Origin of the sequence: Amycolatopsis dendrobii, assembly GCF_014145675.1 — a bacterium.
Taxonomy (GTDB): Bacteria; Actinomycetota; Actinomycetes; order Mycobacteriales; family Pseudonocardiaceae; genus Amycolatopsis; species Amycolatopsis dendrobii.
Window position 1 is genome coordinate 109,866 of sequence record NZ_JACGZW010000017.1, and the last position, 24,223, is coordinate 134,088.

At 69.3% G+C, this 24,223-nt stretch carries 24 protein-coding genes, 1 tRNA gene and 1 riboswitch; of the genes, 10 read left to right on the forward strand and 15 right to left on the reverse strand.

Features of this window, described 5'->3' with window-relative positions:
* Positions 1 to 187 precede the first annotated feature (187 nt).
* Both H4281_RS38675 and H4281_RS38680 read left to right on the forward strand, forming a co-directional pair.
* Positions 188 to 595, forward strand: a complete 408-nt coding sequence (locus H4281_RS38675) for a YciI family protein (protein ID WP_182895803.1) — start codon at positions 188 to 190, stop codon at positions 593 to 595.
* Entirely contained in the window at positions 592 to 1,728 is a 1,137-nt protein-coding gene (locus H4281_RS38680; RefSeq protein WP_182895804.1) for an RNA polymerase sigma factor, read from the forward strand. The genes H4281_RS38675 and H4281_RS38680 overlap by 4 nt, the downstream gene beginning before the upstream one ends.
* A 40-nt stretch (positions 1,729 to 1,768) precedes the next feature.
* On the opposite strand, the gene glyA is transcribed toward H4281_RS38680, so the two are convergent.
* The 3 genes from glyA to H4281_RS38695 all read right to left on the reverse strand — a co-directional run bounded on the left by glyA (position 1,769) and on the right by H4281_RS38695 (position 4,319).
* Positions 1,769 to 3,037: a serine hydroxymethyltransferase gene (glyA, locus tag H4281_RS38685; protein ID WP_182895805.1), complete on the reverse strand. Its 1,269-nt coding sequence runs from the start codon at positions 3,035 to 3,037 to the stop codon at positions 1,769 to 1,771.
* A 21-nt stretch (positions 3,038 to 3,058) separates the two neighbouring features.
* Positions 3,059 to 3,146, reverse strand: a riboswitch (ZMP/ZTP riboswitch).
* A gap of 47 nt (positions 3,147 to 3,193) precedes the next feature.
* Entirely contained in the window at positions 3,194 to 3,712 is a 519-nt protein-coding gene (locus H4281_RS38690; protein ID WP_182895806.1) for a gamma carbonic anhydrase family protein, read from the reverse strand.
* 19 nt (positions 3,713 to 3,731) lie between these two features.
* Positions 3,732 to 4,319 carry a TetR/AcrR family transcriptional regulator gene (locus tag H4281_RS38695; protein ID WP_182895807.1) on the reverse strand — a complete coding sequence of 196 codons (588 nt, stop codon included), beginning with the start codon at positions 4,317 to 4,319 and terminating at the stop codon, positions 3,732 to 3,734.
* Positions 4,320 to 4,441: 122 nt separating this feature from the next.
* On the opposite strand from H4281_RS38695, the gene H4281_RS38700 reads away from it, so the two are divergent.
* Entirely contained in the window at positions 4,442 to 4,900 is a 459-nt protein-coding gene (locus tag H4281_RS38700) for a GreA/GreB family elongation factor (protein WP_037808306.1), read from the forward strand.
* Between the two features lie 46 nt (positions 4,901 to 4,946).
* Here H4281_RS38700 and H4281_RS38705 read toward each other — a convergent pair whose 3' ends face one another.
* The 3 genes from H4281_RS38705 to H4281_RS38715 all read right to left on the reverse strand — a co-directional run bounded on the left by H4281_RS38705 (position 4,947) and on the right by H4281_RS38715 (position 6,253).
* The gene (locus tag H4281_RS38705; protein WP_182895808.1) at positions 4,947 to 5,393 is read right to left on the reverse strand and encodes a hypothetical protein; all 447 of its coding nucleotides are present in this window, start codon (positions 5,391 to 5,393) and stop codon (positions 4,947 to 4,949) included.
* A gap of 103 nt (positions 5,394 to 5,496) precedes the next feature.
* Positions 5,497 to 5,832, reverse strand: coding sequence for an ArsR/SmtB family transcription factor (locus H4281_RS38710; protein ID WP_182895809.1), 336 nt, complete (start codon positions 5,830 to 5,832; stop codon positions 5,497 to 5,499).
* Positions 5,822 to 6,253: an SRPBCC domain-containing protein gene (locus tag H4281_RS38715; RefSeq protein WP_182895810.1), complete on the reverse strand. Its 432-nt coding sequence runs from the start codon at positions 6,251 to 6,253 to the stop codon at positions 5,822 to 5,824. The genes H4281_RS38710 and H4281_RS38715 overlap by 11 nt, the downstream gene beginning before the upstream one ends.
* 110 nt (positions 6,254 to 6,363) lie before the next feature.
* Between H4281_RS38715 and H4281_RS45980 the strand changes: the two genes are divergently transcribed.
* Positions 6,364 to 6,507, forward strand: a complete 144-nt coding sequence (locus H4281_RS45980; RefSeq protein ID WP_246412626.1) for a hypothetical protein — start codon at positions 6,364 to 6,366, stop codon at positions 6,505 to 6,507.
* Positions 6,508 to 6,525: 18 nt separating this feature from the next.
* A complete protein-coding gene (locus tag H4281_RS45985; protein WP_312872259.1) occupies positions 6,526 to 6,831 on the forward strand; it encodes an SRPBCC family protein in 306 nt (101 codons plus the stop codon).
* Between the two features lie 5 nt (positions 6,832 to 6,836).
* Here the strand turns inward: H4281_RS45985 and H4281_RS38725 are convergent, their stop codons facing one another.
* Entirely contained in the window at positions 6,837 to 7,538 is a 702-nt protein-coding gene (locus H4281_RS38725; RefSeq protein ID WP_182895811.1) for an SDR family NAD(P)-dependent oxidoreductase, read from the reverse strand.
* 87 nt (positions 7,539 to 7,625) lie between these two features.
* On the opposite strand from H4281_RS38725, the gene H4281_RS38730 reads away from it, so the two are divergent.
* Genes H4281_RS38730 through H4281_RS38740 form a run of 3 tightly spaced genes read left to right on the forward strand, consistent with a single transcriptional unit; the run spans position 7,626 to position 10,238 of the window.
* On the forward strand, positions 7,626 to 8,210 hold the full coding sequence (locus H4281_RS38730; protein ID WP_182895812.1) for a TetR/AcrR family transcriptional regulator: 585 nt from the start codon (positions 7,626 to 7,628) through the stop codon (positions 8,208 to 8,210).
* A 37-nt stretch (positions 8,211 to 8,247) separates the two neighbouring features.
* Complete coding sequence (locus H4281_RS38735) at positions 8,248 to 9,132, forward strand: hypothetical protein (RefSeq protein WP_182895813.1); 885 nt, start codon at positions 8,248 to 8,250, stop codon at positions 9,130 to 9,132.
* A 53-nt stretch (positions 9,133 to 9,185) separates the two neighbouring features.
* Complete coding sequence (locus H4281_RS38740) at positions 9,186 to 10,238, forward strand: alpha/beta hydrolase family protein (RefSeq protein WP_182895814.1); 1,053 nt, start codon at positions 9,186 to 9,188, stop codon at positions 10,236 to 10,238.
* A gap of 162 nt (positions 10,239 to 10,400) precedes the next feature.
* Here the strand turns inward: H4281_RS38740 and H4281_RS38745 are convergent.
* A tRNA-Thr gene (locus H4281_RS38745) sits at positions 10,401 to 10,474 on the reverse strand.
* Between the two features lie 127 nt (positions 10,475 to 10,601).
* Here H4281_RS38745 and H4281_RS38750 point away from each other — a divergent pair.
* Complete coding sequence (locus H4281_RS38750; protein ID WP_182895815.1) at positions 10,602 to 12,290, forward strand: hypothetical protein; 1,689 nt, start codon at positions 10,602 to 10,604, stop codon at positions 12,288 to 12,290.
* Between the two features lie 94 nt (positions 12,291 to 12,384).
* Here the strand turns inward: H4281_RS38750 and H4281_RS38755 are convergent, their stop codons facing one another.
* The 6 genes from H4281_RS38755 to topA all read right to left on the reverse strand — a co-directional run bounded on the left by H4281_RS38755 (position 12,385) and on the right by topA (position 22,289).
* The gene (locus H4281_RS38755) at positions 12,385 to 13,584 is read right to left on the reverse strand and encodes a DNA polymerase III subunit delta' (protein WP_182895816.1); all 1,200 of its coding nucleotides are present in this window, start codon (positions 13,582 to 13,584) and stop codon (positions 12,385 to 12,387) included.
* Entirely contained in the window at positions 13,581 to 15,722 is a 2,142-nt protein-coding gene (locus H4281_RS38760; RefSeq protein WP_182895817.1) for a bifunctional MFS transporter/dTMP kinase, read from the reverse strand. Before H4281_RS38760 ends, H4281_RS38755 begins: the two co-directional genes overlap by 4 nt.
* 148 nt (positions 15,723 to 15,870) lie before the next feature.
* Positions 15,871 to 16,461, reverse strand: a complete 591-nt coding sequence (locus H4281_RS38765; RefSeq protein ID WP_220508476.1) for a hypothetical protein — start codon at positions 16,459 to 16,461, stop codon at positions 15,871 to 15,873.
* A gap of 826 nt (positions 16,462 to 17,287) precedes the next feature.
* The gene (locus tag H4281_RS38770) at positions 17,288 to 18,139 is read right to left on the reverse strand and encodes an ESX secretion-associated protein EspG (RefSeq protein ID WP_182895819.1); all 852 of its coding nucleotides are present in this window, start codon (positions 18,137 to 18,139) and stop codon (positions 17,288 to 17,290) included.
* Between the two features lie 63 nt (positions 18,140 to 18,202).
* Positions 18,203 to 19,351: an MFS transporter gene (locus H4281_RS38775; protein WP_220508478.1), complete on the reverse strand. Its 1,149-nt coding sequence runs from the start codon at positions 19,349 to 19,351 to the stop codon at positions 18,203 to 18,205.
* 61 nt (positions 19,352 to 19,412) lie between these two features.
* Positions 19,413 to 22,289, reverse strand: a complete 2,877-nt coding sequence (topA, locus tag H4281_RS38780; protein WP_182895821.1) for a type I DNA topoisomerase — start codon at positions 22,287 to 22,289, stop codon at positions 19,413 to 19,415.
* 306 nt (positions 22,290 to 22,595) lie between these two features.
* On the opposite strand from topA, the gene H4281_RS38785 reads away from it, so the two are divergent.
* Positions 22,596 to 23,411 (forward strand): S1 family peptidase, encoded by an 816-nt coding sequence (locus H4281_RS38785; protein WP_182895822.1) that lies wholly within the window; start codon positions 22,596 to 22,598, stop codon positions 23,409 to 23,411.
* Between the two features lie 53 nt (positions 23,412 to 23,464).
* Here H4281_RS38785 and H4281_RS38790 read toward each other — a convergent pair whose 3' ends face one another.
* Entirely contained in the window at positions 23,465 to 24,166 is a 702-nt protein-coding gene (locus tag H4281_RS38790) for a hypothetical protein (RefSeq protein ID WP_182895823.1), read from the reverse strand.
* Positions 24,167 to 24,223 lie beyond the last annotated feature (57 nt).

Consider the following 24,223-nt stretch of genomic DNA (forward strand, 5'->3'; position numbering starts at 1 on the left):
CGTACTAGTTGCTTGTATCTCTCAACTACTTGCTCGCCACAACTGTTCCTGAAAAGCTTGCATTCATCAACCAAATATCGTGTGACGCTAATCTCTCGCCGGGCGATGTCGAGAACGGGCGGACGGCTCCGTCCCTGGCGCGAACGTGGCCGGCAAGGAGCCGCCACCAGCACGAAGGAGAACCACGATGGCCAAGTACCTGCTGCTCAAGCACTACCGCGGCGCGCCGGCTTCGGTGAACGACGTCCCGATGGACCAGTGGACGCCCGAGGAGGTCACCGCCCACATCCAGTACATGCGCGACTTCGCGGACCGGCTCGTGGAGACCGGCGAGTTCGTCAGCGAGCAGGCCCTGTCCTCGGAAGGCACCTGGGTCCGCTTCGACGGCGAGGGCCGCCCGCCGGTCACCGACGGCCCGTTCGCCGAGACCAAGGACGTCATCGCGGGCTGGATGATCATCGACGTCGACAGCTACGAGCGCGCGCTCGAACTGGCCGGAGAGCTCTCCGCTGCTCCCGGCGCGGGCGGCAAGCCGATCCACGAATGGCTCGAACTGCGCCCCTGCTACGGCGTGACTCCCTCGGTGACCGAGTGAACGAGGAGTTGCTGCGGGAGCTCGTGCCCGCGGTGATCGGCATCCTCGTCCGGCGCGGAGCGGACTTCGCGTCGGCCGAGGATGCCGTGCAGGAAGCGCTGATCCGCGCATTGGACGCGTGGCGGGACGACCCGCCGCGCGACCCGAAGGCGTGGCTCATCGCGGCCGCGTGGCGCCGGTTCCTCGACGCCACGCGGTCGGAATCCTCGCGCCGGGGCCGGGAAGTGGCGATGGACGCCGAGCCGCGACCCGGTCCGGCGTCCGCAGTGGACGATTCGCTCCAGCTCTACTTCCTGTGCGCGCACCCGTCTTTGACGCCGTCGTCAGCCGTCGCGCTCACCCTGCGCGCGGTCGGCGGGCTGACCACAAAGCAGATCGCGCAGGCGTATCTGGTGCCGGAAGCGACGATGGCGCAACGGATCAGCCGCGCGAAGAAGACGGTGTCCACCGTGCGCTTCGACGCGCCCGGCGACGTCGCGACCGTGCTGCGCGTGCTGTATCTGGTGTTCAACGAGGGCTACTCCGGCGAACTCGACCTCGCCGCCGAGGCCATCCGGCTGACCCGGCAGCTCGCGGCGGGATTCGACCATCCGGAAGTGGCCGGTCTGCTCGCGTTGATGCTGCTGCACCACGCCCGCCGGGCCGCGCGAACGAAGCCGGACGGCAGCCTCGTGCCGCTCGCCGAACAGGACCGCGGTGTTTGGGACACCCGGCTGATCGCCGAGGGCGTCGACATCCTCCAGGCGGCACTGGCCCGCGACCAGCTCGGCGAGTACCAGGCCCAAGCCGCGATCGCCGCGCTGCACGCCGACGCTCTCGCGGCGGAGGAAACCGACTGGGTGCAGATCGTCGAGTGGTACGACGAACTCCTCGCGCTGACCGACAGCCCGATCGTCCGGCTCAACCGGGCGGTCGCGGTCGGCGAGGCGGACGGGCCTCGGGCCGGGCTGAAGGCGCTGGCGGAACTGGACGAGAAGCTGCCGCGGTATCGCGCGGTGGCGGCCTACCTGCACGAACGCGACGGGGATCTGGCGACCGCCGCGCGGCTGTACCGCGAAGCGGCGGAGAAAGCACCCAATGCGGCCGAGCGCGATCACTTGATCAGGCAGGCGGCGCGGCTTAACAACTCGTGAGTGGCGATCACGGTTAGAACCGTGATCGCCACTCACGACCTCACTCGCTGTACCCCGGGATCGGGAACGGCTGCAGGAACTCGCGGATCTCCGCGGCGATCGTGTCCAGCGCGCCGTCCTGCTGCGCGGCCGCGGCGGTCACCGTCCGGTCGATCCAGTCCGCGACCTGCACCTGGTGCTCCGGCTTGAGCCCGCGGGTGGTGATCGCAGACGTGCCCAGCCGGATGCCGGACGGGTCGAACGGCTTGCGCGGGTCGAACGGCACGGTGTTGTAGTTCAGCTCGATGCCCGCGCGGTCCAGCGCCTGCGCGGCGGGCTTGCCCGGCACCGCCTTGTTCGTCAGGTCGATCAGCAGCAGATGGTTGTCCGTGCCACCGGAGACGAGGTCGTACCCGCGCTCGACCAGCGCTTCGGCCAGCGCCTTCGCGTTCGCGACGATGGTGTGCGCGTACTCGGAGAACGACGGCTGCTGCGCCTCCCCCAGCGCGACCGCGATGGCGGCCGTCGTGTGGTTGTGCGGGCCGCCCTGCAGACCGGGGAACACCGCCTTGTCGACGGCCTTCGCGTGCTCGGCGTCGGAAAGGATCATCGCGCCGCGCGGACCGCGCAGCGTCTTGTGCGTGGTCGTGGTGATGACCTGCGCGTGGCCGACCGGCGACGGGTGCGCGCCGCCCGCGATCAGGCCGGCGATGTGCGCGATGTCGGCGACCAGCACGGCGTCGACCTCGCGGGCGATCTCGGCGAACGCCGGGAAGTCGATGGTGCGCGGGATGGCGGTGCCGCCCGCGAAGATCAGCTTCGGCCGGTGCTGGCGGGCGAGGTCGCGGACCTGGTCGAGGTCGACGCGGCCGGTTTCCTTCCGGACGCCGTAGCGGACCGGCGTGAACCACTTGCCGGTCGCGGACACGCTCCAGCCGTGCGTGAGGTGGCCGCCGTCGGGCAGCGCCATGCCGAGCACGGTGTCGCCCGGCTTGGCGAACGCCAGGTACACCGCGAGGTTGGCCGGGGAACCGGAGTACGGCTGGACGTTCGCGTGGTCGGCGCCGAAGACGGCCTTCGCGCGCTCGATCGCCACCTGCTCGACCTGGTCGATGAACTGCTGGCCCTCGTAGTAGCGCTTGCCGGCGTAGCCCTCGGAGTACTTGTTGGTGAGCACGCTGCCGGTGGCTTCGAGCACCGCCTGCGAAACGTAGTTCTCGGACGCGATCAGGCGGATCTTGTCGTGCTGGCGTTTCGCCTCGTCCTCGACCAGGCCGGCGATCTGCGGGTCCGCCGCGGACAGTGCGGACAGGGCGGGCTGGTGTGTCATGGCGTACTCCGGCTCTGCAGTGGCCCGCACCCAGGCGCGCGGTGCCGGCCTCGTCGTCGCTCCCCGGTGGTGCTCCACCTCTTGAATGGCGCCAGTCGCTGCTGCGGGACGAAGTTTAGTGCACCGCGCCAGCCCCGTCCGGTCCGCGGGAAGCGCTCAGACCTGCTCCAGACCGCCGCGGTGCCGCCGGGCGAGTTCCTGGTAGACCGCCGCGTTGTGGTCGACCCACACGCGAGCGGAATCGGTGAGCTCCACGAACTTCTTCGCCGGGCTGCCCATCGCGATCGTCTCCGCCGGGACCTCGGTGCCCGGTGTGACCGTCGACCCCGCGGCGACGAACGCGCGCGGTCCGATCACCGCGCGGTCGAGCACCGTGGAACCGTTGCCGATCAACGCCTGTTCGCCGACCGTGCAGTCGTGCACGAGGCACTGGTGCCCGACGGTGACGTTGCGGCCGACCTCGGTCATCTCGGGTCCGGAGTGGATCACCGAGTTGTCCTGGATGTTCGCGCCCTCGCGGATGACGATCGGGCCGAAGTCCGCGCGGATCACCGCGCCGTACCAGACCGAAGCGTCCTTCTCGACGGTCACGTTGCCGATCAGGGTGGCGGTGGGGGCGATCCAGGCGTCCGGGTGGACCTGCGGGCTGACGCCGTCCAAGGAGAACAAAGGCATGCCAGGAGCCTAAGCGGCGTCAGCGATACCCGGCGAAGCAGAGCGCCTCGATGTCGCCGCGGAGGCTTGCGGACGACCTCGGCCGGACGCGTTGCTGCACCACCGCGCCGAGCAGATAGCTCAGCAGTGAACGGGCGCGGGCGCGCGGATCGTCGACGTCGAGCGGGCCGAGGAGTTCGACGAGCAGTTCGGTGATCGAGGTGAGCATGGCGTCGATCGCCTGCGGATGCTGCGCGCGGCCGGCCGCGATCCAGTACTCGAACCAGAGGAACGCACCGCGCGGGTGGTCGGCGAATTCGGCAAGGTAGGCCTCGGTGACCGCGAAAAGCCGTTTGCGCGGGTCGGAGTGCTTGTCCGCGACCTTGCGCAATTCCGCGGCGAAAGTGTTGATGTGCGCGGCCATCGCCCGGTCGATGAGCACGTCGATGTCGGCGAAGTAGTAGTGGATCGCGCTCTTGGTGAGCGGTCCGGCCTCGGCGATCGCGCGTACCGTGCAGCCGGCGAGCCCTTCGCGGGCGAGGACCTTGCGAGCCGCTTCGACGATCAGTTCCTGTTTCTGCAACTGGTTGGGCGACAGCTGGGTGCTGCGACCGGGTACGGCGCTCACGGTGATCCTCGTTACGTTTGTCAGGACGGCAGCCCTGAATCCTAGGCCAGCCGTCCCAACGTCTTCCGGCGGGTGAAAAACCGGATTGGCCACCCCGGTCCGCGCAGCGGACAATGCCCGGCATGGTGATCTCAGGGGACAAGGGGCTCAGCGAGGCGGCACGCCGTCAGCTGGAGAAGGAAATCGCGGATCTGCGCGCGCAACGCGAGGCGCTATCGCCGCAGCCGGGCGAGCAGGAACGCACGGGGGACGCCGCCGACCAGGCGGACGTGATCGACCGCGCCGAGGCAGCGGCGCGACTGGACCGGCAGATCGCCGACGTCACCGCGAAGCTGGAGCACGGCGCGTACGACAGCTCGCTGCTTCCCGACGGCACGCGGGTTTCGCTGCGTTTTTCCGACGGTGACGAGGAAGAGTTCACTGTGGTGACCCTTCCCGGCGAGGACGCCGACGCGATCACCTCGGACAGCCCGCTCGGCCTCGCGCTGGCCAACGCGAAGGCAGGCGAGGAAATCAGCTACCGCACCCCGCGCGGGCAAGCCACCGCGACGGTGCTGAAGCTGACGCCGCCCGCCAACTGACCACAGAGGACAGACAGTGGCCGCCCTGGTTTCGGGGCGGCCACTGTTATTTGTCCGCGTTGGCCACCGTTTCGGCCTGGTAGGCGAACACCCCGTCGGTCTCGACCGCGACGTGCCAGCCGCCGCAGTCCTTGTCCATCCGCTTGTGCTCGCCCGCCGGCCACCAGTCCGCGGCGAGCGTCGGAGCCTTCGCCTCGGCCTTTCCCGGCTTGCACAGCTCGGGCAGGTCCGACGGACCTGGCTGATAGCGCAGAATCCGTTCCGAACCGGTGGTGCGGATCAGTTCGGTGACCGACTTCGCGTCGTCGGGCACCCACGACGGGAGCCGGGCGTCCGCGTTGGCTTTGCCCTGCTTTCCGTTGTCGTAGGAAACCGCCTTCACGTGGCCGTTCGACTTCTCCTCGATCGAGGCACCGAGGCCGCACGACGCGACCGTGGCCAGAGCCGCGATCCCGGTCGCGGCCAGTACCGCCTTGTTCCGCACGCTGTTCATGGCTTCCAGTCAACCGAGACTGGTATGCCCCGCCCTCGTTCTTCCGGTCCTTTGCGGCTGGCCAGTCGGCCGACTCCGTCCCTCAGATGAGTGAAATCGCGGGTCATTCTTCGCGGTCGAGATGAGCCCGCAGCGCGGCGAGCGGACCGTCCCAGTCCCGCGCGAGCGCGGCGAGGAACTGCTGCGCGACGCGCATCGGCGCGGAATCGAGCCGGTACCGCACCCGGCGGCGTTCTCCGGGTTCCGCGGCGACCAGCCCGGCGTCGGACAGCAGGCCGAGGTGCTTGGCGATCGCCTGCCGCGTGATCGGGAGCCGCGCCGCCAGATCCGTCGCCGTCGCCGGACCGCGCGCGGCCAGCTCGGCGAGGATCGCACGCCGGGTCGGATCGGCGAGCGCGGAGAAAACCTGCTCGGCGACCGCTTCGGAGTCAGCTGCCATCGAGACTGGCCGCCAGCTCGTCCAGTTCGCGCGCCCAGCCTTCGACGTGCGAACGGTAGGTCGCCGGGTACTGGCTGTCCGGCAGCTGCGCGAACCCGGATTCGACGACGGTGAGCTGGGTCCCGCCGCCGTCTGCCCGCAGCGTGAACTCGACATACGTGCGGCGCGGGTCGTCCTCCGGCATCCCGTCGACCTGCCAGGTGAAGCCGAACACCGCCGGCTCCTCGACGCGCTCGACCCGGATCTCGGCACTGCGGTCGCCGATCCACGCGACGCGGCCGAGCCCGCCCGGACGCAGGTCGATCTCGGCCTCGTCGCCGAACCAGGCGCTCAGGCCGTCCGCCGTGGTCAGCGCCGTCCACACCGCCGCGGGCGGCTGCGCCAGCTCGACCGTCCGCTCGATGCGGTCGGGAAACCCCATGTCGTGCTCCTTCCGGGCCGAGCCTAGGCAACCACACCCCATTGACGCAACCGGTCGGTTGCCATAGTGTCGCAACCGACTAGTTGCATTATCTCGCGAAGGGAAGTCCGATGAACTCCTTCACCACCGAACTGACCGTTGATCGCACCCCCGAGGAGGTCTTCGCCGCGGTCACCGACGTCCGCGGCTGGTTCAGCAAGACGATCACCGGCACTGCGACCGCGGTCGGTGACGCGTTTTCTTTTGTGGACTAGGGAATCCCGTCGACCCAGATCCGCGTCACGGAACTCGTGCCCGGCCGTCGCGTCGCCTGGCACGTCGAGGACGCGTACGTCGCCTTCGTCGACCAGCACGACGAATGGACCGGCACCCGGATGAGCTTCGACATCTCGCCGGGCCCGACCGGAACGACGCTGCGCTTCACGCACCACGGCCTCACTCCGGACCAGGCTTGCTACCGCGAGTGCTCGCGGGGCTGGACGAACTGCGTCAACACGAGCTTGCACGCGCTGCTGACGACTGGCGTCGGCGAGCCGATCCCGGAATCCGCTGCCCCGGAAGGACATCTGGCCGAGTAATTCCCTTACGGAAGCTGAAGATCGGAAGTGTCGCGCTTGGCGTGCAGCTCCCACAGCGCCTCCGCGATATCGGCCGGATCGATCTCCGGAAACTCCGAATTGGGTGCGATCGCACCCGACAGCAGTGCGGCGTGGACGCCGCTGCCGCGGATCATGGCTCCGATTTGGAGCGTCGCCGCGTGCACCCCGTCGGGCGCGATTTCGGCCGCCAGACTCTGGATGTAGTTACGGGTCGCGGCCATCGCCGGGCCGATGCCGCTGAGGACAGGCGCGGGCTGAGTGGCCGAGACGCTCTGGCTGATCAAAATGCTGCCCTCGCCGCGGGCGCGCAGTTCCCCCGCCACGGCCTGGACCAAGGCGATCGGGGTGAGGAAATACAGGTCGAGCAGCCGCTGCGCGGTCGTGGTCGTCAGCTCGGCAGCGGGCGTGAATCCGTTCAGATCCAAAGGCGCGTACGACACCACGTCGATCCGCGCGAAGCGGTTCCGGATCGCGTCGACCAGCGCCGGAATCTCCGCCGGACGCGCCAGATCCGCTGGAAACGCCGCGGCTTCGACGCCTTCCGCGCCCAGCTGATCAGCCAGCGCGGCAAGCCGTTCGTGGTTGCGCGCGACAAGCGCGACCCGAAATCCCGCACCGCCGAAGCGCCGGGCGATCGCGGGACCAAGGCCGGTGCCGGCACCGAGGAGAACGAGGGTCTTGGCCACGGAACCTCCGTAAGTTGATGTCGGCCTCAACTTTGGCGCCAAGTTGAGGACGTTGTCAACTTCCTCCCGCGGACCTACGATGACCTGGTGAAAACGGAGGGGAAGCCCACGCTGCGCCGAGACGCCCGCCGCAACCAGGAGCGGCTTCTCACCGCGGCGGCGGAAGCCTTCCGGGAGAAGGGTTTGACGGTGCCGCTGGAGGAGATCGCGCAGCGGGCGGGCGTCAGCGCCGGAACCCTCTACAACCGCTTCGGCGGGCGGGAAGCGCTGATCGACGCGGTGATGCCGGAACTGGTCGCCGAGCGGATGGACGAGGCGATGCGCCGGGCGGAGGCGGTCGACGATCCGTGGGAATCGTTCGTCACCTACGTGACCGTCCTGTGCGAACAGCAAGCCGACGACCCCGCGTTCCGGGACGCGATCAGCAGGCAACTCCAGGACGCGCCTGAACTGACCGCGCGCTGCACGGCCGAACTCGCCAAATCGGTCCGGCTGCTCGAACGCGCGCAACAGTCCGGGACGCTGCGCCCGGATGTCACGTCCGACGATCTGATGCTGCTGATCTTCACGAACGCGCTGATCGTGCGCGAGACCGTCGAGGCAACCCCGGACGCGTGGCGGCGCACGCTGTCGTTCAGCCTCGCCGGACTGCGCGCCGGTTGTGGTAGTTAGGACGCATGCGAAGATCCTTTTCCCTGGCGGAATTCTCATGAACGATGACGTTTCCCAGAACCTCGTCGTCTTCCGGAGCAAAGGTCTCCCCGAACCAGTGCTGGCGAGCGCGCCCACCCAGGCCGAGGACGCGGTCGAGCAGGCGTGGGCGAGCATCCGGCAGCAGCACAAGGTGCGCGGGTCCGCGGTTTTGGCCGTGTACAGCGAATGGCAGCCTTCCGCGGCGGACCAGAAATTCATGGCCAAGAATTTCCGGAAGGCCGAATGCACTTACAGCTTCGCCCGGCCAGGTCCCGGTGAATGGGACCGTGCCTTCGCCGAAGCCCGCACCGCAATGGCCGAAGCCGAGCAACGGAAAAGCGCCGAGGAGATTCTGCCGGTCCTCTGGAGCGCGTCCTCGCCACGCGCCGGGCTGCTCGACGCACTCCCGCATCGCCCACTCGTGCCCGGCAAGTTGTCGGTCGCGCTCGCGGTGGTGTCGCGGACGCCCGAGGGCAAAATCGGGATGCACCACATCACCCGGCATCAGCAGGAGGAAATGGGTGCACCGCTCGAGAAACTGCTCGACGTCGGGTTCAGCAGCCTGGTCCGCGGGCTGAAGTTCGAGGTCCGCAGTTCGGGCGAGGACGTACTGGTCTCGCTCGCCAGGGAAAACCAGCTGGCGGCGTCCGCACTCGCGCTGCCCGATCTGCACGCCCAACTGACGCCGCATCTCGGAACGGGAGACTTGATCGTCGGTCTGCCCTGCCCGGACGAGATGTACGTCGCGAGGGAGGGCTCCGGTTTGGCGGACACCGTCCGGGAGCAGGTGCTCAGTTCGCCGTACGAGACGACGGAACTGGTCCCGTCCGTGTTGCGGCTCGGGTCCGGCGGGTTGGAATTGCTCGCCGAACGAAGCGGTTCTGCCGAAAGTCGGGGGTAACGCGGGCCGGACGGGCAATGTGCGGCGGGCGGCCGGTCGACACGCTGTCCAGCATGCTCAGATTTCGGTTTCTTACCGTCGTGGCGGTGTTGTTGCTAGGGCTGGCCGCCCCAGCGTCGGCCGCCGAGCCCGCCGCACTGCTCAGCCCGGAAGGCAAGTATCCGCTCGGATTGCGCACCCTCCACCTGACCGACACCAGCCGGGCTGACCCCTGGGTACCGTCCGAACGCCGCGAACTCATGGTTTCCCTGTGGTATCCCGCGTTCCCGATTGGCGAGCGGGCCCAGTACCTGACCGCCGCCGAGTCCGCGGCGACGGTCAAGGGCCTCGGGCTGGACCTTCCGGCGGACGCAGTGCAACGGGTCGGCGTGCATGCGCGGAAGGACGCGCCCGCACTGCCGTCCGCCGGCCGTGGCTGGCCACTCGTGCTGCTCTCCCCCGGCGCGGGCAACAGCCGCACGACGCTCACGACGTTGGCCGAGAACCTGGCCGCCAACGGGTTCGTCGTCGCGGCGGTCGACCACGCATATGAGGCCTACAACGTCGAGTTCCCGGGCGGCCGGCTGGTGCAGTGCATCGCGTGTCAGGCCCCTGGCGAACCGTGGCCCGCGGCGATGGAGAACCGGGCGAAGGACATTTCGTTCGTGGTGGACACGGTGCTCGGGCAACGCTCGCCGCGGATCGACCGGGCTCGCGTCGGCATGGCCGGGCACTCCGCGGGCGGCGGGGCGACCGCGTTCACGATGGCCGCGGACCGGCGGGTCAAGGCGGGCGTCTCCCTGGACGGACCGCTCTCCCGACCGGTCGCCCTGGACCGCCCGTTCGCGCTGCTCACCAGTCCGATCGGGGAACAGCAGTTCGGCGCGGGCTGGGACGCGGGCTGGCCGACACTGACCGGCTGGAAGGAACGCAGGCACCTGCCGCGGACCGGGCACTCGTCGTCGACCGACAACGGCTATCTCACGGTCCTGCTCAACCAGAAGGACAAAGTGCCGCCCGCCACGTGGCGACGGCAGTACGGCAGCGGGGACGCGACCGCGTCGCTCGAGTTCTTCCGTGACTACCTGACCGCGTTCTTCCAGGCACGGCTCAGCCGGATGAACTAGTGCTTGGCCGGGCGTGACGGCGAGAAACCAGGATCCTCCCCGGACGGGTGAACCTGTGGAGGTTCCTTCTTCTCCCGGCCAGGCGTCCTGGTCACCCACTTAGCCACCCGCCACACGAGTCAGGCCCCATCCGAAGTGTCTCGGATGGGGCCTGACCTGCGGAGCCGCCTGGGGGAATCGAACCCCCGACCTATTCATTACGAGTGAATCGCTCTGGCCGACTGAGCTAAGGCGGCATGCCGCTGTGCGACGGTCATCAGTGTAGCGGAGGCGTGGTGCGTCACCTTGCGGGGGCCGCGTCGTTAGGCTCCTATGACTTCGGTCTCACCCCCCGACCCGGCGATCCACTGGAGGACCCGGCACATGCAGCGAAGACTGCCCCGTGCGCTGGCGGTACCCGCAACTGCCGCGTTGCTGCTGCTCCTGGCCGCGCCGGCCGGTGCGCAGGAGATTCCGACGACGCCGATCCCGCAGCCGAACAACCCCTCGCAGCCGCCCGCGTCCGCGCCCATCGGGCCGCAGCCGCTCGGGCACGCGGTGGGCGACGCGGGCACGGCGCTCGGCGTTCTGCGGTTGCTGCCGAACTCGGTCACCACGAGCACGATCCTTCCCGGCTTCGGCCAGACGCTGCCGAAGCAGTCCGCGCTCGAGGCGGGCATGGGCCTGTCCAGCGCGTCGGCGAACTCGGAGGCCTACCTGGCCTACGAGAAGTCGATCGCGCAGTCGTCTCCGTTCGGGCTGGCCGTCGGGGGCCAGGCTCCGCAGACGCCGGGCAGCCTCGTGCAGACCGCGCTGCCGGACAACCCGAAGGAGATCAGCGGGGGCCTGAACGCGCCGTCGAACCCGCTGCTCAACGTCGGGCTGCTCAACGGCACCGCGCACGCCCGCTGGAGCGAATCGCTCGGCCCGTGCGTGGACACGATCGCCGACGCCAGCACGTCCGTCGCGAGCCTGTCGCTGCTGAACGTCATCCCGACGTTGCCGCAGGTCCCGTTGCTCGGCAGCGGCGGGCTGAACCTGCCGCAGGGCACCCAGCTCGCGCAGGGCTTCGACCCGAAGAGCGGGCTGCAGAGCCTCGGCGGCCTGCTGCCCGGCAGCGGCCAGACGCCCGCCGCGGGTACCGGGTCGCTGCTGAGCCTGCCGAACACGCTGTCGTCGCGGTCGCAGGTCAAGCTTGTCGACATTCCCGGTTCGAAGAACAAGGCGGTGCAGTCGAGGTCCACGCTCCAGGCGGCGGACATCAACATCCTCAAGGGCACCCCGCTCGAGCTGAACCTCAAGGTGGCCAGCCAGCCGACGCTCACCGTCACCTCCACTGGCGACGCGAAGACGTCCAAGGTGGACTACCAGGCTCCGGTGATCACCATCGCGGCCGGCGGCAAGACGCTGTACACGCTCGACGCGGCGCACCCGACCAAGGACATCCCGATCGGCCTGCCGCTCTCGCAGCTGAGCGACCAGTTCGGCGCGCTGGACAACGTGCCGGTGGTCGGCGGTCTCGTCGCCACCGCGACGAAGGGCCTGCAGCAGCTCGGCGACACCACCGGGAAGGTGCTCGACCTCGGCGTGCTGCGGCTGAGCATCGCGAACCTGGACCAGAAGCAGTCCGAGGCGACCACACCGTTCAAGGGCTACCAGCTGGGCGCGGCCGCGCGGCTGCTCGACGTGCAGGTGCTGCCGACGAAGAACCTGAAGGACCTGCTGCCGAAGCAGGCGGGCGACAACCTGCCCTCGTCGCTGGCGCAGTTGTCGCTCGGCGAGCAGATCGCCCGCGCCTATGCCCCGACCGGCGGCGTCGTGTGTGGTTCGACGACGACTCCGCCTGCCCCGCCGCAGGGCGGTGCCGCACCGGCGGGTCCGGTGAAGCACCTGGCCTACACGAACGGCGCGTACGACACGGTGCCGCTGTTCTGGACGGGCACGGCGATGCTGCTGATGGGCGTCGTGATGGTGGCGGCGTTCCCGAACCGGCGGCGTCCCGCGCTGGTGCTGAAGCGGCCGACCGGCGGTCCGGACACGCCGTTCAAGCCGTCGCCGCATCCGCGCGACTGACCCCAGGCAAGGAAACGGCCCTCTCGCTGGCTGGCGAGGGGGCCGTTTTCGTGAGCGGCAATCCCGGTTCTAACCGTGATCGGCACTCACGAGGTCAGCCTTGGCGGAGGGTGGTGACCATGGCTTCCACGGCGATCCGCGGCTTCACGTTCAGCCCGATCGCCTCGCGGCACTCCAGCACGGCTTCCAGGCGGCGCAGCGTCGACTCCGGCGACCAGGAAGCCGCGGCCGAGTTGATCTGGTCCGCGTGGTCTGGATGCGTCAACGTCGCGCCGGAACGCGTGGTCGTCACCAGGACGTCGCGGTAGAAGCCTGCCAGGTCGACCAACGCGAGGTCGAGCGTGTCGCGCTGGGTTCGCGTCGCGCGGGACTTCTGGCGCTTCTCCAGCTGCTTGACCGCGGCCTCGGCGGCGCGTTTCGCTCCGGCGACGCCCTTGCCAGTGCCGTCGCCGCCCATCGCGGTACGCAGTTCGGAACGTTCCTGCTCGTCGCGTCCCTTGCTTTCCTCGCCCGCGTCCGCTTCCGCCGCGCTGATCAGCTGGTCAGCGCTGGTGAAAACGTCGTCCGGACGGCGCAATCCGAGCGGAATCCGCAGCACGGTGGCGCGACGCTGCCGAGCGGCTTCATCGGTGGCGAGGCGACGCGCGCGGCCGACGTGGCCGTTGCACACCGCTGCGGCCCAGTTGGCGCGCTCAGGCTCGACGCCGTCCCGGGAGATCAGCACCTGCGCGATCGCCTCGGCGGGCGGGGTGCGCAGCGGAACCAACCGGCACCGCGAACGGATGGTGACCGAGACGTCCTCCGGGTGATCCGACGGCGCGCACAACAGGAAAACTGTGCGGGCGGGCGGCTCTTCCACGGCCTTGAGCAGCGCGTTCGAAGCGCCCTCGGTGAGCCGGTCGGCGTCCTCGATGATCACGACCTGCCACTCACCGGTCGTCGGCCGGCGCGCCGCCGCTTGCACGAGCGCGCGCATCTCAGCGACCGAAATGGACAGTCCTTCCGGGACGACCAGCCGCACGTCCGCGTGGGTCCCGGCCATCGTCGTACGGCAGCCGGGGCAAGCGCCGCAACCGGTCCCGGTGCTGCACTGCAGGGCCGCGGCGAATGTGCGCGCGGCGACCGAACGGCCGGATCCCGGCGGTCCGGTCAGCAGCCAGGCGTGTGTCATCGCCGCTGGCGCGACAGCTTCTCCGGCAACGATCTTGGCCGCCGCGGCTGCCGCGGCGGACAGCGTTTCCACGGCAGGATCCTGGCCGACAAGCTCAGTCCAGACACCGATCGGGGTCGTCACCGATCCTCCACTTTAGACACCGCGGGCAGCGCGTCCGCGCCGTTCTGCGTCGCTTCCGCTTCGGCGGCCGCCGCCTCGGCGACGTCCGCGACAGCCGCGTCTTCGGGCTCTTCCTCCGGCGGTTCCGCGGGCGCGAGCCCGGCGAGCGAGCCGACGAAGACCGACTGGACGGCGCTGCGGACGCGGCCCGCGACGTCGCCGTCGGAGCCCTCGGCGTCGACCACCACGTACCGGTCCGGGTCGGCGGCGGCCATCTCGGCGAGCAGCTTCTGCACCCAGAGCTGGTCCTTCAGCGACGGCTGCGGGTCATCCGGATGCTCGGAGTCGAGCAGCACGGTGAGGTCCGGGCGGAGACGTCCGGTGGCCCAGTCGACCAGGCCTTCCAGCTCGTCGCGGTCCAGCTCGCCCGCCGCGGACAGCGACGCGAGCGGGGAGTCGACAAAGCGTTCCATGACGACCACGGACCCGGCGTCGAGCGCGGGCTGGATCTGGCGTTCCACCAGCTCAGCGCGCACGGCCGCGGCGACGAGCGCCTGCGCGCGCACCCCGGTGAGCGCCGCGTCCGAGACGAGCGTGCGGAAGCGCTGTTCGCCGAGCGCCGGATCGGCGGTGAGGACAACCGGCCGGGTGCCGGTGCCGAGCCACCGCGCGAGGCGAGCGGCCTGCTCGGCGGTGTTGACCGCGGTGGTGCCCTCGATGGCGATCAGGAAGCCGTTGACGCGGCGCGGGTTGCGGCGCAGCGCGTTGCGCAGGTCGCTGAAGATCTTCTCGGTGCGCCGCTCGTCCATCTGCCGGTAAGCGATGATCCCGAGCAGCACGGCGAGCAGGCCGCCGCCGAGGATGACCGGACGGGTGCCGTCGACGATGATCGGCGTGCCGAAGAGGGTGACGTTGCGCTGCCGGACCAGGCCGATCAGCACCGGCGTGACCACCGTCGCGCCGAACAGCACGATCTTGAGCATCGCCTGGTAGATCGCGTTGATCCGGCCGCGGATCGCGTCCTCGACGCGGGAGCCGATGATCGTGACACCGGTGAGGAAGGCGGTGCCGGCGCAGATGCCGACGAAGGCGACCGCGCCGACCGAGATCGCCAGGTGCGGCGACAACGCGACGACGCCGAGCGCGAGCCCGGCGAGGACGATCGAGATGCCGAACAGCCGGTCGTGCGGGAGCCGGTGCGCGAGCTTCGGGGCCAGCGCCATGCCGAGCGCCAGGCCGATGAAGACGGCCAGCATCAGCAGGTTGAACGCCGCGTCGCCACCGAGCAGGGACGACGAGTACGGCTTGGCCGCGCCGATGACCGCGCCGCCGGCCGCGAACGCGCCGAAGGCACCGATCAGCAGACCGCGGACGATCGGCGTGCTGCGGACGAACTTCAGCCCGTCGCGCATCATCGCCCCGAAGCCGAACTTCTCCTCGTCGGCCCGCTTGACCTTCTGCTGCGGCGTCGAGTGCACGTCGCGCAGGGACAGCTCGGGGATGCGGGTGGCGACGAGAATGCCGCTGATCAGGTACAGCAGGCCGGTGATGACGACGACAACCTTGGCGATGTACAGGTCGACGCCGGGGCCCTGGAACAGGTGGAACGTGGAGTTCGCGCCCTGGATCAGCGCGTTCGCCCCGGCGGCGGTGATGACGGCGAGGCCGTAGGTCATCACCATGCCGAGCTGGTTGGCGGTCTCGACCTGCTCGGGGCGGCGCAGCAGGTTCGGCACCGCCGCGTCCTTGGACGGGATCCACATGATCGAACAGCAGCCGACCAGGAAGTTCGCCACGAACAGCCACCACGGCGCCCCGACGACGGCGATCGACAGCAGGAACCCGCAGCGCAGCAGGTCGCAGATGACCATGATCTTGCGCCGGTCGAACCGGTCCGCGAGCAGGCCGCCGACCGGCGCGAAGAGCAGACCGGGCAGCAGCGCGGTGACGATGACGCCGACGAACGCGTAGTTCTGCGCGGAGTAGTTGTCGAGGAGTTTGGTGCTCAGGCTGGTGAGGTTCAGCAGGTTCAGCCAGTCGGCGACACTGCACAGATACGTGACGCCCCACAGCCGACGAAACGGTTTGATCGCCAGCACTCGGCGGGCCCGGTGAATCGTGGACGTCCCGCCCGATCCGCCCGGGCCGGTGCCAGGCACCGACCGTACGCCCTCGCTGATACGCCCACCCCACTTGTCACGGCGGAGTCAGGCGACCCCTGCGGATCCCCCGACCGTGTAGCCGCCAGGGTAGTCCCGCCGCGCACGCGAGTACGGCACGCCCCGTGATATACGAGGTCAGCGGGGGTCAGCCGAACAGCCCCTTCACACTGCTCACCAGGCTAGCGATGAGCTCGATCGCGACAATTCCGAACACGATGAGCAACACCACAGCGAGCACCACGCCCGCCGTGCTGCTGGAGGGACGCCCGAAGCTGGGCATGCTGATCGAGGGCAGCCCACGCCGGCTCTGCCGCTCGGCGAGCTCTTCCTCGATGTCGTCGTCGGCGATCTCGGTAACCCGCTTCGGCCGCGGCCGGGGCACCTTCTTCAGCAACTGCGGAGCCTTGGTCGGCCACGTCCGCTGCCGGGGCAGCAACCCGAGAGGAACCAGATCCGGCCGGTCGGAAGGCGGAATCGGATTCGGCGTCTTGACGACTTCCTTCTTCTTGGCTTCCTCTTTCAGCGCGGCCTCGACCATCCGCTTGACCTCTTCGGGGTCGTGCTGAACCGGCTTGGCGGTCGGCAACGGCCGAGGCGCACGGCTGGACGCCATCTCGAACCCGGACAACGGATCGGAGAACCGCTCGCCCCCGACCTCGCCGACGTCGCCGGCCAACGTCCCGTCCCGGTCGGGCCCGGAGGCGGGAAAAAACGGAGTCCCGTCGCTCGTGCTCATGGTGACCACCTCACTACGGAATGTCCGCCGAGTCCAGTGTCGGCGAGAGTACCGGTCCCCGCATCCACCCAATGGCCGCAGAACCACTACTGCCCGCGCCCGGGGGAAGGCACGCCACCCGGACCAGTGACCGCCGACAGACGGCCGGGTGGAGGGGTTTTGACAGGCCGGAACTGGGCGGGTTGAGGGTGGGTGGAGCCGGGTTGGATTTTAGGGGGCACGGCTGGCTGGTTGTGGGGGCTGGGGTGACCGGCGGGCACGGCTGGCTGATTGCCAGGCGCCGGGGTGACCGGCGGGCACGGCTGTCTCGTTGCAGGGGCCGGAGTGACCGGTGAGCAAGGCTGGCTGGCAGGGCAAGTCGGCTTGACTGACAAGCCCTGCCGAACTGCCAGCCAGGCCAACAGAGCCTCGCGCACACGAAGCGTGCGAGAGGTCGGCAACTCGGCAAGGCGGCCTTGGCTGGGAGCCCTGCCGGATTGCCGATCACCCCGCGCCCTGGCGGCCCGACTGGCCTCGCCCACCGGGCCGCCAGGGCGCGCTTGCCACGTCGACCGGTGCCAGATCGGCCGGGCCGGTCGGCGTAGACGAACCGACCGGGTCCGCCCCGAGCGGGCACTGAGCGCCACCGAGCCAGGCTCACCCCAGCCAACCGCAGCCGAAGCGCAGCCTCGACCAGCGCAGTTCGGCCTGGCTGGCCCACCGACGCTCAGCCAGACCGACCCCGGCTCCAGCCGAACCACCCCGGCCTCAGCCGGACCGACCCGAGCCCGGCCCGACAGCCCCGGACTCCACCGACCAAAACCAGTCCGGCCGTCATCACCTCCGCTCAAGCATGGCTGCGCACCGCCTCGACGATCCAGGCCTCCGCGGTCCCCCGGGTAGCCGGGGACCACGTCACCACCCATCCGCCGCCCGCTCCCCGCGGCGCGGCCCGGAACTGGTACCGCCCCTGGTCGTTGTCCACCAATCCGAACGCGCCGTGCGGGTACTCCGCCAGCACCGCGTCCCGTACGGCCAGGTCCACCAGCACCGTCCCCTGCCGGGGCCGGGCCACTGCTTGCCGGATGACGTCCAGGTCTTCCCATGCCGCCCTCGGGATCAGGCCGCTGTCGTCCGTCTCTATGCGCACGGCGGGCCCAGGGCCGGGCGGACGGTCCGGCAGACCGTCGAACACCCATCCGGGCAGGGCGCTGAGCATCCCGGACCGCAGCCGCGCCCGGCGGCCCAGTTTGCTCATCACCGTGGTGAAGTCCTCGTCTCCGAAGAACCGCACCTCCCACGGCTCCTCGCTCGCCGGGAACACCCCGGTGACCACTCCCCGGATGAATCCGCCGCGCAGCACTCGGTACAACTCGACCGCTTCGGCGGTCACCTCGCCGTCGGCGGCGAGACCGAGCGCGGCCATCCCGGCGACGAATCGCGTGTACTGCTCCACCTCCTCGGCCAGCCCGGCTCCGAGCATCGGCCCGAACGACTGCCGGACCTCGTCGGCCAAGCTCAGTCCCGAAGCCGCTCCGGCGGGCTCCTCCTCGGCCAGCACGGGCGGCACCTCGAAATGCGGGTCGTAGAACTCCATCACCGAAGGCCGCTGCGGCATCTCGGCCCGCAGCGGTCCGATGACCTCGTCGATGACGTCGAAGACGACGGGTGCTGAACTGCTCACCCCGTCATTGAACACCCTGGTACCGACAATTTCTCGAACTTTTGTTCGAGTCAACCCATCCGTGCGCCGAGCGGTCGGTCAACGCCGCGACACCGGCTCGCCGACACGCATCGTGGGTGCGAGGAAACCGACCGTGACCACGAGGGCTCCGACAACGGCGAGCGTCCAGTGCAGGCCGATCCCGCCGCTCAGGCCGCTGACCAGCACCGGGCCGGCGAGGAACCCGAGGTATCCGCACGCCGCGACGGCCGCGATCGCGCGACCGGGCGCTTCCGGCTGCTTGCGTCCGGCCGCGCTCCACGCGAGCGGCACGATCCCGGACACACCGAGCCCGACCACGGCGAACCCGATCACCGCGAGCACCGGCACCGGAACAGCGACCACCAGCAGGAACCCGGCGACCGTCACTGCGGTCGCGACCCGCATGAACAGCACGCCGCCGACGCGCTCGACGACCCGGTCGGCCACCGTGCGCACAGCGATCATCGTGATCGAGAACGCGAAGTAGCCCAGCGACGCGACGGCCGCGCTCGCTGTGGTGACCTCCCGGAGGTAGACCGCGCTCCAGTCGTTCACCGTGCCCTCCGCGACGAAACCGCAGAACGCGATCACGCCCAACGGGATCAACGCCTTGCTGGGCAAGGCGAACGCCGCCTCGCCCTGTCCACGGTCAGCACCCGGCAAGAACTGCGAAGCAGCGAAAATCCCGAGCACCAGCAGCACCACGCCAGCACCGGTGAAGTGCGCTTCGATCGGCACCCGCCAGAGCTCCATCAGCGCCGCGACGCCCGACCCCGCCAATCCGCCGATGTTCCAGAAAGCGTGGAACCCAGCGAAAATCGGCCGCCCGTAAGCCTCTTCGACGCGCGCGGCGTGCGCGTTCATCGAGACGTCCAGCAGGCTGTTGCCCACTCCGAGCACCACGAGCGCGGCGACGAACAACGGCAGGTCCGGCGCGAAGGCGACGAGCGGCAATCCGCCGCACAACACCGAGGCCCCGCAAAGAACCCCGCGCCTGCTGCCGATCTTCGTGATCAACGGCCCCGCGGCCAGCAAGGCGACCACCGATCCGGTGGCGAGTCCGAACAGGCCGATCCCGAGTTCCCCGGCGCTGAGGCCGAGTTTCCCTTGCACCGCAGGCACTCGAGCCGCCCACGAAGCGAATGCCGCACCGCACACCGCGAAAACCACGGAAACCGCGGCACGAGCGCGCTGTGTCTCCCCCATCCATCCCCCTGACACGAGAAAGGGCCACCCGGAGTTTTCCAGGTGGCCCTTCAGATCCTCGTTACTTCGACTTCGTCGCCGTGCTGCTCCGCTTCGCCGGCGCCTTCTTCGCAGTAGTCGACTTCGCCGCTGTCGACTTCGCCGTGGTCGACTTCGTCGCGGTGGACTTCGCCGGAGCCTTGCGCGTCGTCCGCTTCTTCGGAGCCGGACCCTTCGCGCGCTTCTCCGCCAGCAGTTCAGCCCCGCGCTCCGCGGTGAGTTCCTCGATGCTGTCGGACTTCCGCAGCGTCGCGTTGTACTCGCCGTCGGTCACGTACGGGCCGAAGCGACCGTCCTTGACCACCATCGGCTTGCCCGACACCGGGTCGTCGCCGAGTTCCTTGAGCGGCGGACGCGCAGTGGCCGACCGGCCGCGCTGCTTCGGCTCCGAATAGATCTTCAGCGCCTCTTCCAGCGTGATCGAGAACAGCTGGTCCTCGGTCTGGATCGACCGCGAGTCCGTGCCCTTCTTCAGGTACGGCCCGTAGCGCCCGTTCTGCGCGGTGATCTCGTCGCCCGACTCCGGATCCTTGCCCACGACGCGCGGCAGCGAAAGCAGCTTCAGCGCGTCGTCGAGCGTGATCGTCTCGATCGACATCGACTTGAACAGCGAGCCCGTACGCGGCTTCGGCAGCTTCGCCTTCGCGGCCTTCTTCTGCGCCGCCGTGGCGTCCTCGGGCAGCTCCGGCTCAGGAAGCAGCTCCGTGACGTACGGGCCGAAGCGGCCTTCCTTCGCCACGATCTCGTGCCCGCTGACCGGGTCGGTGCCCAGCACCCGGCCTTCCTGCGGCGTCGCGAAGAGCTTCTCCGCGATCTCCGCGGTCAGCTCGTCCGGCGGCAGGTCTTCGGGCAGGTTCGCGCGCTGCGACTCGCCGTTGACCTCGCGCTCCAGATACGGCCCGTACCGGCCGACGCGCACCACGACCTGGTGGCCTTCGGCGTCGCTGAACATCGGGATCGAGTTGATCTCGCGCGCATCGATGCCCTCGACGCTGCCGTCGACCAGCTTCTTCAGCCCGCCGAGCCGGCCGACCGAGCCCTCGACGCCGAAGTCCCCGCCGAAGTAGAACTTCGACAGCCATTCGACGCGGTGCTCGTCGCCGCTGGCGATGCGGTCCAGTTCGTCCTCGAGACCGGCGGTGAAGTTGTAGTCCACCAGCCGTTCGAAGTGCCGCTCCAGCAAGCCGATCACCGCGAACGCGACCCACGACGGAACCAGGGCCGAGCCCTTCTTCCAGACGTAGCCGCGGTCCTGGATGGTCTTGATGATCGACGCGTACGTCGACGGGCGGCCGATGCCCAGCTCTTCCAGCTTGCTGACGAGGCTCGGCTCGGAGTAGCGCGCGGGCGGCGACGTGGAGTGGCCGTCCGCGGACAGTTCGGGCGCGGTCAGGCCCTGGTCCTTGACCAGCACCGGAAGCCGGCTCTGCTTGTCGTCAGCCTCGCCGCCGGCCTCGCTGTCGACTGCCTCGACGTACGCCTTCAAGAAGCCGGCGAAGGTGATCGTGCGACCTGAAGCAGCGAAGGTGCACTCCTCGCCGGTCGCCGCGGTGCCCACGATGCGCACCGACATCGTGGTGCCCTTCGCGTCCGCCATCTGCGACGCGATGGTGCGCTGCCAGATCATCTCGTAAAGCCGGAACTCGTCGGTGTCCAGCTCTTTCGCGACCTGGCCCGGCGTACGGAAGACCTCGCCCGACGGACGGATCGCCTCGTGCGCTTCCTGCGCGTTCTTCACCTTGCGCGTGTACTGGCGCGGCGACGGCGAGACGTACTCCTTGCCGTACAGCTGCGTTGCCTGGCTTCGCGCGGCCGTGATCGCCGACTCCGACAGCGTCGTGGAGTCGGTACGCATATAAGTGATGTAACCGTTCTCGTACAGCTTCTGCGCGACCCGCATCGTGCGCTCGGAGGTGAAGCGCAGCTTGCGGCCCGCCTCCTGCTGCAGCGTCGACGTCATGAACGGCGCGTACGGCTTCCGCGTGTACGGCTTCTCTTCGACGCTCGCGACCTTGAAGTCACGCTCGTTCAACGCCTGGGCCAGCGCCCGCGCGTCCGACTCGCCGAGCACGCGGATATCCGCGGCGTTGCCCTTCAGCTGACCGTTGGAGTCGAAGTCGCGACCCGTCGCGAGGCGGGAGCCGTCGACCGCGACAAGACGCGCGGGGAACGTACGCGGCGAAGCGTCCGCACCGGCGTCCATGGTCGCCGAGATGTCCCAGTACGACGCCGAGGTGAAGCGCATCCGCTCGCGCTCGCGCTCCACGACGATCCGCGTCGCCACGGACTGCACGCGGCCCGCCGAGAGCTTCGGCATGACCTTCTTCCACAGGACCGGCGAGACCTCGTAGCCGTAAAGCCGGTCGAGGATGCGGCGGGTTTCCTGCGCATCGACGAGGTCAGCGTCCAGCTCGCGGGTGGCCGCGGCGGCGGCCTGGATGGCCTGCTCGGTGACCTCGTGGAAGACCATCCGGCGCACCGGGACCTTGGGCTTCAAGGTCTCCAGCAGGTGCCAGGCGATGGCCTCGCCCTCGCGGTCGGGGTCCGTCGCGAGGTAGAGCTCGTCGACGTCCTTCAGCAGCCCCTTCAGCTCGGTGACCTTGGACTTCTTGTCCGGGGTGACGATGTAGAGCGGCTTGAAGTCGTTGTCGATGTCGACGCCGAGCCGGGCCCACGATTCGCCCTTGTACTGCGCGGGGACGTCAGCGGCGCCCCGGGGCAGGTCCCGGATGTGCCCGACGGAGGACTCGACGACGTAGTTGCCGCCGAGATAGGGGGCGATCTTGCGGGCCTTGGTTGGCGACTCGACGATCACCAGCCGGCGTCGATCGGCACCGTTGCCCCCGGTACCGCTCTTCTTGGTCCGTGTTCCTGCCACGCTGCCCTGCTCTCCACTCATCTCCGCGCCGCCGCAGCGGCGCTCTCACCCCTGCACCAGAGGGGTACTGCGCCCGCGTCTCGACCTGTCAGTGTGCACGTCCCCGGTGTCCGCGCAGCGCCGAGGTGCCCTGACGAGCCGCCGGGGCCTTGCCCGTCGGATCGCCGCTGACCTCGGCGATGTTTCTCCTCCACACCTAGCACGTGATGTCGGACACGTGCCGTGCAGGGTAACTGGTCATAGCACCGATACCCTCCGTTAGACGGTGGCGGGTCCAAGTCTGGCGACGGTTCACTTATTCCTCCCCCCAGCCGAAAGGAACCCACCATGATCCGCCGACTGGTTGGCGCCGCGATCGCCGTCGCGGCGACATTCGCGCTGGTCACCGCCCCTGAAGCAAGTGCGGCGACCACCACGTTCACCGGTGCCGTGGCGCTGTCCAACTGCTCCGGTTCGGTCGTGAAACCGGCCGCCACGCCGATGGACGCGCCCGCGATGGTCCTGTCGAACGGGCACTGTCTCGAGGAAGGAATGCCCGATCCGGGGCAGGTGATCGTCGGGCAGGCCTCGAACCGCTCGTTCGACCTGCTTTCGCCGGACGGGCAGAGCTCGGTGGGCACCGTGACCGCGACCAAGGTCGTCTACGCGACGATGACCGACACCGACATCTCGCTCTATCAGCTGAGCGACACCTACGCCGACATCCAGCAGAAGTACAACGTGCCGCCGCTCGAACTGGTCAACACCCATCCGCAGGCGGGCACGCCGATCGACGTGGTGTCCGGGTACTGGAAGCAGATCTACTCCTGCTCGATCGACGGCTTCGTGCACGAACTGCACGAGAACAACTGGGTCTGGAAGGACTCGATCCGCTACGTGCCGGGCTGCGCGACCATCGGCGGCACCTCCGGTTCCCCGGTCGTCGACCGCAACACCGGCAAGGTCATCGGCGTGAACAACACGTCGAACGACAACGGCGAGAGCTGCACGCTGAACAACCCGTGCGAGGTCGACGAAGCGGGCAACGTGACCGTGCGGCCGAACTACAAGTACGGCCAAGAGACCTACGGAATCCCGGCCTGCCTGACCCCGGCCAACGAGATCGACCTCAACCAGCAGGGCTGCACCCTGCCGAAACCGTAGAGCGCTTCACCGGGTCCCCCATCGCTTGGCGATGGGGGACTTTTTCTGCGCGACTACCCCACAGCCTCCAGTAAATACTGTGCAGGACTCTCCGCCGGAACGCCTCGACGCGACTCTCCCGACGTCCGTTCACGGCGCTCCCCGGCTGGCGGCAGCTCCGGCCACGCCGCCTCCGCTCCAGCCGGAGGTTCGCCGATCAGCTCCAGCAGACCGGCCAGCTTCCGTCGCCCGCTGACGCGTACCGCAGGCTGCTCCGCCTTCGGCCCGAGCAACCGCGCGTGGACGCCCAGCGGCGCGAGCGCGCCCAGCAGCTCCTCGTGCATCCCCGGGGCCAGCGGATCGACGCCCAGCAGGTACCCGCCGGGTTCGGGACGACCTGCCGCGAGCGCCCACATCCGCAGCATCGCGCCGCTCAGCCGGAAGCCGCCGGGCACCGCCTTGCCAGAATCGTCCTCCGCCGGACCGGTGTGGCCCGGCCGGAGCCACTGTTCGGCGAGCCCGAGCAGATCGACCCGGAACGACGTGCGCACCTGCGGACTGCCGCATTCGGCCACCGCGACCTGCGCGTCCGCGCCCCGGCTGCGGCATTCGCGCGCCAGCACCCGAGCCCGCCACGACTCCTCGACCAGCACCGACAGCCGTGCCGCGGTGCGGCCGAACCCGGTGATCTGCCCTTGGCAGCACAACAGCCCGGCCAGGTCGGGCAGGCCCGGGCCGGTCGCCTCCGCCGAGAACAGCGAGATCGTCCGATCCACGCCGCGATGATAGAACACAAGTTCGATTGAAGGCGAGCCTCACGCCGAGGCTTTCCC

Excerpts from the sequence above, each read along its gene's own strand:
- H4281_RS38675 (WP_182895803.1), top strand. The coding sequence starts at position 188 with ATGGCCAAGTACCTGCTGCTCAAGCACTACCGCGGCGCGCCGGCTTCG.
- glyA (WP_182895805.1), bottom strand. The coding sequence starts at position 3,037 with ATGACACACCAGCCCGCCCTGTCCGCACTGTCCGCGGCGGACCCGCAG.
- H4281_RS38690 (WP_182895806.1), bottom strand. The coding sequence starts at position 3,712 with ATGCCTTTGTTCTCCTTGGACGGCGTCAGCCCGCAGGTCCACCCGGAC.
- H4281_RS38700 (WP_037808306.1), top strand. The coding sequence starts at position 4,442 with ATGGTGATCTCAGGGGACAAGGGGCTCAGCGAGGCGGCACGCCGTCAG.
- H4281_RS38705 (WP_182895808.1), bottom strand. The coding sequence starts at position 5,393 with ATGAACAGCGTGCGGAACAAGGCGGTACTGGCCGCGACCGGGATCGCG.
- H4281_RS38710 (WP_182895809.1), bottom strand. The coding sequence starts at position 5,832 with ATGGCAGCTGACTCCGAAGCGGTCGCCGAGCAGGTTTTCTCCGCGCTC.
- H4281_RS38715 (WP_182895810.1), bottom strand. The coding sequence starts at position 6,253 with ATGGGGTTTCCCGACCGCATCGAGCGGACGGTCGAGCTGGCGCAGCCG.
- H4281_RS45980 (WP_246412626.1), top strand. The coding sequence starts at position 6,364 with ATGAACTCCTTCACCACCGAACTGACCGTTGATCGCACCCCCGAGGAG.
- H4281_RS38735 (WP_182895813.1), top strand. The coding sequence starts at position 8,248 with ATGAACGATGACGTTTCCCAGAACCTCGTCGTCTTCCGGAGCAAAGGT.
- H4281_RS38740 (WP_182895814.1), top strand. The coding sequence starts at position 9,186 with ATGCTCAGATTTCGGTTTCTTACCGTCGTGGCGGTGTTGTTGCTAGGG.
- H4281_RS38750 (WP_182895815.1), top strand. The coding sequence starts at position 10,602 with ATGCAGCGAAGACTGCCCCGTGCGCTGGCGGTACCCGCAACTGCCGCG.
- H4281_RS38765 (WP_220508476.1), bottom strand. The coding sequence starts at position 16,461 with ATGAGCACGAGCGACGGGACTCCGTTTTTTCCCGCCTCCGGGCCCGAC.
- H4281_RS38775 (WP_220508478.1), bottom strand. The coding sequence starts at position 19,351 with ATGGGGGAGACACAGCGCGCTCGTGCCGCGGTTTCCGTGGTTTTCGCG.
- topA (WP_182895821.1), bottom strand. The coding sequence starts at position 22,289 with ATGAGTGGAGAGCAGGGCAGCGTGGCAGGAACACGGACCAAGAAGAGC.
- H4281_RS38785 (WP_182895822.1), top strand. The coding sequence starts at position 22,596 with ATGATCCGCCGACTGGTTGGCGCCGCGATCGCCGTCGCGGCGACATTC.